This window comes from Lactobacillus sp. UMNPBX16, assembly GCF_002553775.1.
Classification (GTDB): domain Bacteria; phylum Bacillota; class Bacilli; order Lactobacillales; family Lactobacillaceae; genus Lactobacillus; species Lactobacillus crispatus.
Map to the genome: position 1 here is coordinate 1 of NZ_PCYU01000057.1, position 9,556 is coordinate 9,556.

11 protein-coding genes and 2 pseudogenes are annotated in these 9,556 nt (G+C 37.4%); 9 read left to right on the top strand and 4 right to left on the bottom strand.

The genetic code is table 11. The features are described from left to right. The first annotated feature begins 160 nt into the window (after positions 1-160). Positions 161-628, top strand: a complete 468-nt coding sequence (locus CP367_RS09745; RefSeq protein ID WP_089145808.1) for an aldolase — start codon at positions 161-163, stop codon at positions 626-628. 107 nt (positions 629-735) lie between these two features. Here CP367_RS09745 and CP367_RS09750 read toward each other — a convergent pair whose 3' ends face one another. From CP367_RS09750 to CP367_RS09760, 3 genes and pseudogenes are all read right to left on the bottom strand, one after another. Then, the gene (locus CP367_RS09750; protein WP_023488438.1) at positions 736-1,632 is read right to left on the bottom strand and encodes a peptidylprolyl isomerase PrsA; all 897 of its coding nucleotides are present in this window, start codon (positions 1,630-1,632) and stop codon (positions 736-738) included. A 118-nt stretch (positions 1,633-1,750) separates the two neighbouring features. Then, positions 1,751-2,106, bottom strand: a pseudogene (locus CP367_RS09755) (hypothetical protein). A 9-nt stretch (positions 2,107-2,115) separates the two neighbouring features. Then, positions 2,116-2,547 (bottom strand): HIT family protein, encoded by a 432-nt coding sequence (locus tag CP367_RS09760; RefSeq protein ID WP_013086704.1) that lies wholly within the window; start codon positions 2,545-2,547, stop codon positions 2,116-2,118. Between the two features lie 90 nt (positions 2,548-2,637). Between CP367_RS09760 and CP367_RS09765 the strand changes: the two genes are divergently transcribed. The 8 genes from CP367_RS09765 (at position 2,638) to murC (ending at position 8,560) form a co-directional block, all read left to right on the top strand. Then, positions 2,638-3,381, top strand: a complete 744-nt coding sequence (locus tag CP367_RS09765) for an ABC transporter ATP-binding protein (protein ID WP_089145807.1) — start codon at positions 2,638-2,640, stop codon at positions 3,379-3,381. Next, positions 3,374-4,585, top strand: coding sequence for an ABC transporter permease (locus CP367_RS09770; RefSeq protein ID WP_005723473.1), 1,212 nt, complete (start codon positions 3,374-3,376; stop codon positions 4,583-4,585). The genes CP367_RS09765 and CP367_RS09770 overlap by 8 nt, the downstream gene beginning before the upstream one ends. A 9-nt stretch (positions 4,586-4,594) precedes the next feature. Next, positions 4,595-5,251: a tRNA (guanosine(46)-N7)-methyltransferase TrmB gene (gene trmB / locus CP367_RS09775; protein WP_005718114.1), complete on the top strand. Its 657-nt coding sequence runs from the start codon at positions 4,595-4,597 to the stop codon at positions 5,249-5,251. A 142-nt stretch (positions 5,252-5,393) separates the two neighbouring features. Then, complete coding sequence (locus CP367_RS11075) at positions 5,394-5,621, top strand: hypothetical protein (RefSeq protein ID WP_180707101.1); 228 nt, start codon at positions 5,394-5,396, stop codon at positions 5,619-5,621. Positions 5,622-5,702: 81 nt separating this feature from the next. Beyond that, positions 5,703-5,882, top strand: a complete 180-nt coding sequence (locus tag CP367_RS11080; protein WP_233186504.1) for a DUF805 domain-containing protein — start codon at positions 5,703-5,705, stop codon at positions 5,880-5,882. A gap of 89 nt (positions 5,883-5,971) precedes the next feature. Continuing rightward, positions 5,972-6,292, top strand: a complete 321-nt coding sequence (locus CP367_RS09785) for a thioredoxin family protein (RefSeq protein WP_089145806.1) — start codon at positions 5,972-5,974, stop codon at positions 6,290-6,292. Between the two features lie 19 nt (positions 6,293-6,311). Further along, positions 6,312-6,959, top strand: a complete 648-nt coding sequence (gene ytpR, locus CP367_RS09790) for a YtpR family tRNA-binding protein (protein ID WP_005723469.1) — start codon at positions 6,312-6,314, stop codon at positions 6,957-6,959. A gap of 287 nt (positions 6,960-7,246) precedes the next feature. Beyond that, complete coding sequence (murC, locus tag CP367_RS09795; RefSeq protein ID WP_089145805.1) at positions 7,247-8,560, top strand: UDP-N-acetylmuramate--L-alanine ligase; 1,314 nt, start codon at positions 7,247-7,249, stop codon at positions 8,558-8,560. A 55-nt stretch (positions 8,561-8,615) separates the two neighbouring features. Here murC and CP367_RS09800 read toward each other — a convergent pair. After that, positions 8,616-9,548, bottom strand: a pseudogene (locus CP367_RS09800) (MATE family efflux transporter); the annotation flags it as partial. Positions 9,549-9,556: the final 8 nt, after the last annotated feature.

Genomic DNA, 9,556 nt, shown 5'->3' on the forward strand with positions numbered 1-9,556 from the left:
TTACATTTTTCATAGCAGTGAACTTGTACGCTACCTGAAGTTGTCTGATTATGCTACTGATAAATAAAATTAAAGAGCTCAAGAATGCTTTAATGATGAAGCATCTTGAGCCTTTTGATTTTTAGTAAAAAAATATCCAAGACCGAAATCTTGGATACTCATTGGAGCTGGAACTGTGCTTGATGAGGCAACTGCTAGAATTTCAGGAGCTAGATTCGTTGTTAGCCCATCTTTTAACGAAAATACTGCTAAGGAATGCAATCTGTATGCGGTTCCTTACATGCCCGGTTGCTTTAGTCCAACGGAAATTCAATCTGCTTTAACTTATGGTGCTGACGTAGTCAAAATCTTCCCAGGTTCAATTGCTGGTAAAGGCATTATTTCTGAAATTCATGGACCTTTCCCATATGTTAATGTAATGCCAAGTGGTGGTGTATCATTAGGAAATATGCATGAATGGTTTGCTAGTGGTGCCCATGTTGTTGGTGTAGGTGGCGGATTAGTTGGACCTGCTAAAAATGATGATTATAAAGCTGTATTGCATAATGCTCAAGCTTTTCATAATGAATTTCAAAGTATTATTTGTGCCAACTCAGCTGTTACTAGGAAGGTGCCAGTGAAGGCATAGTTTTTTTGGGGGGGAATATGACACCCCTATTTAAAAAATAAATTAATGAAATAAAAAAACGTCGAATCCATTCAGATTCGGCGTTTTTGATTAACTAAATATATTTGTTACTTAGTAGTTGAAACGTATGATGATAATACATCCTTCAAGTCGCTATCCTTGATTGAAACGTCAGCCTTCTTCAAAACAGTAGCAATAACGTCTTTCATAGTAGCTTGGTCTTGAGCCATTGATGCGTAAATTTGATCATCAATAGCCTTCTTGTGGTCAGCAAACTTACCCTTAGCTGGGTGGCTGATCATCTTGATTACGTGGTAACCAGATTGTGACTTAACTGGAGTTGAAGTAACTTCACCAGTCTTAAGCTTGAAGGCAGCGGTCTTGAATGAGCTGTCTAAAGTGGTGTCGGTTGAGTCAAATGATGGCAATTTACCAGCCTTGTTCTTAGTAGCAGTATCAAGTGAGTACTTCTTAGCTAAAACCTTGAAGCTCTTGCCATCTTTCAATTGCTTGATGATGCTTTGAGCAGTTGACTTCTTAGCAACCAAGATGTGTTGAACAGTTACCTTAGGTTGGTAGCTCTTCCAAGCTTGTTGTTCTTGCTTCTTAGTAACTTTCTTAATGTGCTTCAATGCTTGTTCAGAAAGAAGGTTAGTCTTAATGTTTTGCTTGAAGCTTGAAGCAGTCATACCGTTTTGTTGTAAAACAGCACTAAATTGTGAGCCGTATTGCTTCTTGTAGTTGTTGTATTGCTTGTCGACTTTCTTTTGAGATACGTACTTGCCGTATTGTTGTTCCAAAGCGCGGTTGATGATCATGTTAGCCAAAGTTGACTTACCAGCTTGTGACTTCTTCATTTCATCATAGTATTGTTCTTGAGTAATCTTGCCACCCTTGTATGAAGCAACAGTAGCTTTAGTGCCGCTATTAGAACAAGCAGCAGTTGATAATGCAACGCCAGCTACAGCTACGACTGCAGCAATTTTTTTTATATAACTCTTCATAAAAATAATATCTCCACATCCTTAAATAAGTAACTGTTCATTAATATACCATAAAAAAGGGCGTTTCGTTTTTAAATTACGAATTTTCACAGAAAAATCAAATTTTCTTTATTTTTTCTTAGTTCTTTGTGTCTTGTGAGTTAGTATCTGGCACGATGTTTTCCAAATCTTGGTTCAATTTATCGCTCTTTTTTCTATGCGGTTAACGATAGGTTGAATATGGTCGGAATAATGTTCAACACTATCATTAATATCACTAATTGTACGTTCAGCTGTTGGCATTTGTTCATTTAATTCTTGACTAGCCTTTTTAGCTTTTTGCAAGGCAGAATTAAAGCGTTGGCTTTCATGTTTAATTGCTTCGAACTCATCTTTTAATGGCTTGCCTGGGCGATTACCATTGCTATCTTTCATACAGGAAAAAACTAGCCCAGCTGTTGCACCAAAAACTGTGCCTAATAAGAAATGTTTCATTTTTAACCTCTAAAATTGTGCCTTAATTTTGTTAGCAACTTCGTTGTATTTAGCTTCGTTGTATTTGTCAGCGTTGTTGCGGGTCATCAGCTTCAAGCCGTCGCCTTCAAAACGAGGAATGAAGTGAATGTGTGAGTGCATAACTACTTGATTTGCGGCCTTACCATTATTAGTAGTAATGTTCATTGCAGTAACATTAGGGAAGGCTGCCTTAATTGCATTAGCAATTTCAGGAATATATTGTAAATAGCGTTGTGCGTCTTCCTTGGTGTAGTCAAACAAGTTAACGATGTGCTTTTTTGGCACCATTAAGGTGTGGCCTGGGTTAACTTGAGAAATATCTAAGAAGGCCTTAACATCGTCATTTTCAAAAACGGTATAGCTAGGAATTTCACCGCGGATAATTTTGCAGAATAAACAATCTTTGTCTAAATTTTCCATAATAAAACCTCATATCCTTGTACTTTAGTTTACTATTAAATCCATGCTATCATAATAAAGGTATAAATTCAGTAAAGAAAGATAGGAAAAATGACATTAAAAATTGAACATTTAACGGGAGGCTACACGGGTGTCCCGGTTATTAAAGATATTAATTTGGAAATTAAGCCGGGTGAGGCGCTGGGCTTAATTGGTTTAAATGGGGCCGGTAAATCAACCACAATTAAGCATATTTTAGGTTTGCTTAGACCGCAAAAAGGTAAGATCACTTTAAACGACGTAGTTTTGACGCAACAACCAACGAAGTTTAAGCGTGAAGTGGCTTATATTCCTGAAACACCAATTTTGTATCCAGAATTGACATTAAAAGAGCATTTGGAATTGACCATGCTTAGCTACAAATTGGATGAAAAGAAGGCTTGGGAAAGAGCACATGAACTGCTTAAGATGTTTAGACTTGATGACAAGCTGGAATGGTTGCCAATCCACTTTTCAAAAGGGATGCGCCAAAAGGTAATGATCGTTTCTGCTTTTTTAGCAGATACAAGTTTGCTCGTGATCGATGAGCCATTTACAGGACTTGATCCTTTGGCAGTTGCTAACTTAATCGATTTAATAAAAAAAGCAATTGCTGACAAAAAGATGGTCTTAATGACTACTCACGTTTTAGCTGATGCACAGCAAGCGATTTCGAATTATGCTGTGTTAAACCGCGGCACGATCGAAGTTGTGGGGAGTTTGCAAGAAATTCGTCAGCACTATGGCCTTAAGCCAGATGATCCTTTTGACAAGTTATACCTTGCTTTGAATAGAGAGGATAATGGCAATGCGTGAGTTAGCGAATAGAAGGTTGAGCGAGAATCTTAAACAATCAGTAAAATATTTGACGCTGGTGTTTAATGACTTCTTTATTTTAGCGTTGATCTTTTTGTTTGGGGCGCTGATGTTCTGGTATGCCCAAGCTATGCGCGTAATTCCCAATAATCTGTGGTTCTATAAGCCACTTGTCGGCTTTATCATGTGGTTGCCATTATTAGCTGGTCGATTAGTTACCTTATTAAAAGAGGCCGACATGCAATTTCTGTTTACGCAAGATGAACAAATGGGTGAATATCTGAAGCCGATGATTCGTTACAGTATGGTGCTGCCAACAATTCTGATTGTTTTGCTTGGCGGAATTCTGTTTCCGTTTGCGACGGTAAAAGCTGGAATCCCAGTTTGGTCATATGTAATCCTGATTATCAGCACTGTTTTATTAAAATTGTGTATGTTGCTGATTGAAAAAGAGAGTTTGTACTTCTACTACAATTATCCGCAATGGATATTATTAGTGGTAACTCTGGCAGCTTTGTTGATTGGCTCACTAGGATCATTTATTTATCCAATTGAAGTTGTAGTATTAATGGTAATTACACATTTTGGTACTAAAAAAGAAAAGGGCGTCTTTAACTGGCGCTATGCGATTAAAACTGAACAAGCTAGAAAAGATCGCGTTTATTCAATCTTCAGTATGTTTACCGATGTGGCAGAAAAGCAAGTTACAATCAAACGCAGAAGATACCTCGACTTTCTTTTACCAAAATCATTGGCTAAGGAAAATCCTAATTTGTTCTTGTATCGGAGATCACTTTTGCGTAATCCAGAATACTTGAATTTATTAGTCAGAATGACTGTCTTTGCAATCTTGGTATCGTGGTTAGTGCAAGATTGGCGTTGGGCACTAGGCCTTTCATGCTTGGTAATCTTTTTAACGGTCTATCAATTATTGCCAATGGCAACAGAGTTTGACCGCAACTTCATGTACCGCGTTTACCCAATTGAACGGCAAAATCGTGGCAGGGACTTGGTAAAGGTGTTGACAATGGGCTTGTTTATTCAATGGCTCTTGATTAGTGTCTGCTGGTTAATTGTGCTACCAATTAATGTTAACTTGTTTGAAGCGATGGCAATTTTACTTGGTTTCACTATGATTGTAACTGCCACTTACTTGCCAGGCAGAGTTAAAAAAATGAATCAAAAAAATTTTGGAATTAGATAGGAATAGAGAATGAGATTAAGAAATAAACCTTGGGCTGTTAAGCTTGTAAACGACCATCCAGAAAGTGTTTTGCAAAATCCTGATCCTGAAAAAAAGATCGACTGGACTGAACGATTTGGTAATGATCATCCCATCGAAATTGAAGTAGGTTCTGGTAAGGGGCATTTCATTACTACGTTAGCTGAACAAAATCCTGATAAAAATTATGTCGCATTAGAATTGCAAACTACGGCTGCGGGGATCATCTTGCGAACAAAGTTGGAAAAGGGCTTGGATAATTTACAAATCTTACGCGGGGATGCGGCTGACATCAACTGCTTCTTTCCAGCAAATAGCACCAATGTTATCTACTTGAATTTTAGCGATCCATGGCCAAAGACTCGTCATGAAAAGCGTCGTTTGACTTACAAGAGTTTTTTGAGCAAGTATGAACAAGTTCTGAAGCCAGAAGGACATATTGAATTTAAAACCGACAATGCGGGCTTGTATGCTTACTCTGTTCAGAGCTTGAATAATTATGGAATGAAGTTTGATTTTGTTTCAGTTGATCTTCATCATGAAAAGCCAGAGATTGTGGAAAAGAATATTGAAACAGAATACGAGCATAAATTTGCAGCTAAGGGTAATCCAATTTATGCTTTGCACGCTCATTTTGAGGATGAATAGTTTGAAGCGTCTAGAGTTACAGCAGATAAACTCTAGGCGTTTTTTAATGCTTTATTGGATAGAATCTTGCTACTAGCTCATCGCTTTAGTTATTTTGTTTTAGAATAGAACTGTAAGATTTCAGATTATTGGAGGGAAAATTATGGAAGATAAACCTTATTATGAACAAGAATATCACGAACCTAAAACTGATATTCCTAGACCAACTTTTGGACAAGCATTCAAACTTTTGTTTACTGCACCATTTAAGTGGAATGCACGTAGTACTCGTCGTGGATTTTGGTATGCCTATGTTTGGGCAATTATTTTGCGAGTCATTTTAGCAGCATGTTCAGCTACGGCATATTCAATTGATGGCATTGCTTATTAAAGTAATGAATTCTTCTTATTAACGCACGTTTCAACTGGTACACTTATTATTCAAATAATTATCTATCTACTGATTATTTGGATCTTATTAGGCTTACTTGGCTTTACCATAAGAAGATTGCATGATACTGACCACACCGGTTGGTGGTACTGGATCTCGGTTATTCCATTTGGGTATTTGTTTTTACTTTACTTCATGGTTTTGCCAACTGTTGAAAAACCAGTTCGTTGGGGCAGTTATCTATTTAAAGAAAAGAAATAATTGTAAGATTCAATTTCTAGCTTTTTAGTTAAAGAATGGTTATAATAATATCGACTTATAAAAAGTAAGAAATACATGAGGTATGAAAAATGGAAAAGATTAAAGAATTAACTGAAGATCAATTAAAGGAAATTACTAAAGAAGGACGTACTGTGCTTGAATTCTCAGCTGATTGGTGCCAAGACTGCAAGTTTCTTGCTCCATTTATGCCTGAAATTGAAAAAGATTTTTCTGATGCAAAATTCTACGAAATTGACCGCGACGGTTCAATTGACATAGCAAAAAAATTAATGATTATGGGAATTCCTTCATTTGTTGTCTACCAAGATGGCAAAGAAATTGGTAGACTAGTAAATAAGGACCGTAAAACTAAAGATGAAGTGGAAAACTTTTTACGATCACTTGACTAATAGAGGAGAATAAAAAAGCATGATTACTAGTACTAATAAAGAAGCTTATCCTAACACTTTGATCGTTATCTTAGGTCACGATGAAGGCCGTAGCTCATTTGAGGAAAAAGAAGACGTTACTCGCGTAACTAACGATGAAGGCAAGACCATTGGTTACAACTTCTTCAACGTTGATAAGTTAGTTGACTTTGATAAGTTACCAAATGGTCCAGTTAAGTTGTCAGACGATGAGCTTGTTGCACTGAACAAGAAGCTTGATGAAGTTGGTTTTACTGACAAGTTAGCATATGGCAAGCCAACTTTAGTTTATGGCTACGTTAAGACTTGTGAACCACACCCTGATTCAGATCACTTGCACGTAACTACTGTTGAGGTTGCTGATGGTGAAGAACACCAAATCGTTTGTGGTGCACCAAATATCGCTCAAGGTCAAAAAGTAGTTGTTGCACTTCCAGGTACTTTAATGCCAAATGGTGCACAAATTTGGCCAGGTGAATTGCGCGGTGTTGATTCATACGGCATGATTTGTTCAGCTCGTGAATTAGGTTTGCCACACGCACCACAAAAGCGCGGGATCATGGTTGTTCCTGATAGCTTCGAAGTTGGTGCAGAATTTGAACCAACTAAGTGTGATGAACTGATCGCTAGTGGTGAAATTACTTTATAATTTGAATAAAGCAAAAATAAAAAGTTGACCAGTTGGTGCAAAAAAGCTAATTGATCAACTTTTTTATTTTGTCTAAGAAAAGCCACCAGTTTCACCTTTTAAGGAGCTAGTGAACCGATTTTGTGGGAAATAGTTTTACCCGTAAGATCTTTAATGATCAAATGATCGACAGTATTAACATAATTGTCGTTTTCATCATAGATTTCTTTTGATTTTAAAAATTTTAGCATAAGAAAAATGGTAAAATAGTTAACGAATAAAAACGTTAAAAATTCGAGGGTAAATAAATGTTAGACAAGAATAAGCAAATTTGGTTCATTGGTATTAAGGGTACAGGTATGGCATCCCTTGCCTTGCTTTTACATGACTTAGGCTATGATGTAGCAGGTAGTGACATTGAAAAATATACCTTTACGCAAGTGCCACTTGAAAATGTGGGCATTGATGTTAAAAACTTTAACCCGGATAACATCAAGAGCAATGATGAACAAGTAATTGTTAAAGGGAATGCTTTTAAAGAAGACAATCCAGAAGTTAAAGCTTGCCTTAAAAAGGGTGTTAAGTGGCAAAGCTACCCAGATACTGTTGAAGAAATCGTGCAAATGCACACTTCAATCGGTATTTCAGGTACTCACGGCAAGACTTCAACCACTAGTCTTTTGTCACACGTTTTAGGTGAAGTTGCACCAACTACTTACTTAATTGGTGACGGTCGTGGTAAGGGTGTTCCAGACTCACGCTTCTTCGTTTACGAAGCTGATGAATATCGTCGTCACTTCTTGGCATATCACCCAGATTACCAAATTATGACTAACATCGACTTTGACCACCCAGACTACTTCAAGGATCAAGACGATTACACCAGCGCATTCCAATCAGCAGCTGATCAAACTAAGAAGGCATTGTTTGTATGGGGCGATGACAAACGTTTGCAAAGTTTGAAGACTGATATTCCTAAGTACACTTATGGCTTCAAGGATACCGATGACTTCCAAGCAGTTGACATTAAGAAGTCCACTACTGGTTCTAAGTTCCATGTTTTAGCACATGGTAAAGATTTAGGTGAATTTGAAATTCACTTATTTGGTGATCACAGCATCTTGAACTCAACTGCTGTTATTGCGGTTGCTTACACTGAAAAAGTGCCGATGGATGACATTCGTGAAGGGATGTTGACCTTTAAGGGTGCTAAGCGGAGATTTAGTGAAAAGGACTTTGGCGATATTGCTGTTATCGATGATTATGCTCACCACCCAACCGAAATGCGAGCAACTATTCAAGCTGCTCGTCAAAAGTTCCCAGATAAAAAGTTAGTCGTAGTCTTCCAACCACATACTTTCTCAAGAACCAAGAAGTATCAAAAAGACTTCGAAGAAATTTTGCGCGATGTAGATAAAGCATACGTTACTCCAATTTATGCTTCAGCTCGTGAAGCTAACGGTGATATTTCAAGCGAAGACTTAGTTAAGAATATTCCTGGCTCAGAAGTAATTGACTTAGACAATATTGCTGACTTGACTAAGAATAAGAATTCAGTCATTGTCTTTATGGGTGCCGGCGATATTCCTAAGTATGAAGATGCTTTTGAAAAGTTGCTTTAATTGAAAGATAAGCATGAAAAAACTGTTCTCAATAAGAGAGCAGTTTTTATTTTGGCTAATCTTTGATTTTATCCTTGAGATCCAGGCTCTTTTCATAAATAAAGTAACCGATGATGCAGGTGATGATATCACTGGCTGCTTGAGCCCAAACGATACCGTGGTAGCCAAATGTGACTTTTAGAATTTCTAATGCGATAAAGTAGACAACGCCTTGACGAGTAATTGCCATGATGAAGGCAGCCCAAGCATTACCAACTGATTGGAAGACGGTAGTGTAAACTAAAATGATACCAACGATTGGTGTAGTAATGATGGTCGCAATTAACATGTAACTGCCAGCGTTGACGATATCTGGTTGATTCATAAATAGAGCGGTGACTGGACGAGCAAATAAAATTAATAATCCGCCTGAAATTACAGCATAAACAACTTGCACAAGAATATCGAAGTTTAGAATTTTCTTTAATCGTTTCCAGTTTTTAGCACCATAGTTGTAACCAATTAAAGGTTGTGAACCAAAGGCAAAACCAACGATTACCAAGATAACGATACTGTAAATCTTTTGGGTGATTCCCATTGCGGCAACTTTGTTTGCACCGTATAGAGCTAAAGATGAGTTAAGAAGTGCCATGCCAAAGCTTTGAGCGAAGTTGGTGATTGAACCGGGGATGCCGATTGCTACGATATCTTTGATTGTTTTGCCGCTAATTTTGCTATATTTTAGCTTTAATTTGATGTAGTCAGTTTTGTATAAAACGTAGTAAATGAGAATAGCATCAGTGACTAGATAACCTGTAACGTTGGCAATCCCAACACCGATTGCACCCATTTTGAAAACAAACAAGAAAATAGGATCAAGGATGATAGCTAAAATGGTTCCCGTCATTGTAGCAACCATTGCTTGGGTAGCTAAACCTTCTGTTCTGATTAAGTTCTGCGGAATGATTGAGAAGATAATTGGCGCAGCGCCAATTGATATAGTAAGAAATAATTAAC

Bases quoted from the DNA above. Each gene is read 5' to 3' on its own strand.
- CP367_RS09750 (WP_023488438.1), bottom strand. From the start codon at position 1,632: ATGAAGAGTTATATAAAAAAAATTGCTGCAGTCGTAGCTGTAGCTGGC.
- CP367_RS09770 (WP_005723473.1), top strand. From the start codon at position 3,374: ATGCGTGAGTTAGCGAATAGAAGGTTGAGCGAGAATCTTAAACAATCA.
- murC (WP_089145805.1), top strand. From the start codon at position 7,247: ATGTTAGACAAGAATAAGCAAATTTGGTTCATTGGTATTAAGGGTACA.
- CP367_RS11075 (WP_180707101.1), top strand. From the start codon at position 5,394: ATGGAAGATAAACCTTATTATGAACAAGAATATCACGAACCTAAAACT.
- trmB (WP_005718114.1), top strand. From the start codon at position 4,595: ATGAGATTAAGAAATAAACCTTGGGCTGTTAAGCTTGTAAACGACCAT.
- CP367_RS09760 (WP_013086704.1), bottom strand. From the start codon at position 2,547: ATGGAAAATTTAGACAAAGATTGTTTATTCTGCAAAATTATCCGCGGT.
- ytpR (WP_005723469.1), top strand. From the start codon at position 6,312: ATGATTACTAGTACTAATAAAGAAGCTTATCCTAACACTTTGATCGTT.
- CP367_RS09765 (WP_089145807.1), top strand. From the start codon at position 2,638: ATGACATTAAAAATTGAACATTTAACGGGAGGCTACACGGGTGTCCCG.
- CP367_RS09785 (WP_089145806.1), top strand. From the start codon at position 5,972: ATGGAAAAGATTAAAGAATTAACTGAAGATCAATTAAAGGAAATTACT.